The organism is Rhizobium sp. Root708 (assembly GCF_001429725.1).
Taxonomy (GTDB): Bacteria; Pseudomonadota; Alphaproteobacteria; order Rhizobiales; family Rhizobiaceae; genus Rhizobium.
Genome location: NZ_LMHV01000040.1, coordinates 381819 through 382414, shown reverse-complemented (window position 1 = coordinate 382414; position 596 = coordinate 381819). Strand labels below are relative to the sequence as shown.

Here is a 596-nt window from a genome sequence, read left to right as displayed (position 1 = left end):
TAAGGTCTATGGCTATCGCAAGCTTCATGACGATTTGCTCGATCAGGGAGAGATGTGCTGCCCGAACCGCGTCGCGCGTCTGACAAGGCTTGCCGGGATCAAGGCTGAGATCGGTTACAAGCGTCGTCCTGGCAAATATGGCGGCAGGCCTTCCGTCGTTGTCGACAATACGCTCGACCGGCAATTTGACGTCGAGGCTGCGGACAAGGCATGGGTCACGGACATCACCTATATCCGGACCGTCGAGGGCTTCGCCTACCTCGCTGTCGTCATCGATCTCTATTCCCGCCGGGTGATCGGCTGGGCAATGCAGAGCCGTCAAACCACCGACGTCGTGCTGCAGGCGCTGCTCATGGCGGNTCGCTGTCGTCATCGATCTCTATTCCCGCCGGGTGATCGGCTGGGCAATGCAGAGCCGTCAAACCACCGACGTCGTGCTGCAGGCGCTGCTCATGGCGGTGTGGCGACGCAAGCCGAAGGATCAGGTATTGGTCCACTCGGATCAAGGCTCGCAGTTCACCAGCATGGACTGGGCATCGTTCCTCAAGCACCACAATCTGGTTCACTCGATGAGCCGACGCGGCAACTGCCATGAC

Annotated in this window: 1 protein-coding gene and 1 pseudogene; both read left to right on the top strand. The window is 59.8% G+C overall.

Annotated elements, in window-relative coordinates; genetic code table 11:
• A pseudogene (locus ASE04_RS31740) lies at positions 1-359 on the top strand (DDE-type integrase/transposase/recombinase); the annotation flags it as partial.
• 1 nt (position 360) lies between these two features.
• A partial coding sequence (locus tag ASE04_RS31735) for a DDE-type integrase/transposase/recombinase (protein WP_244490463.1) occupies positions 361-596 on the top strand: 236 nt, incomplete at both ends.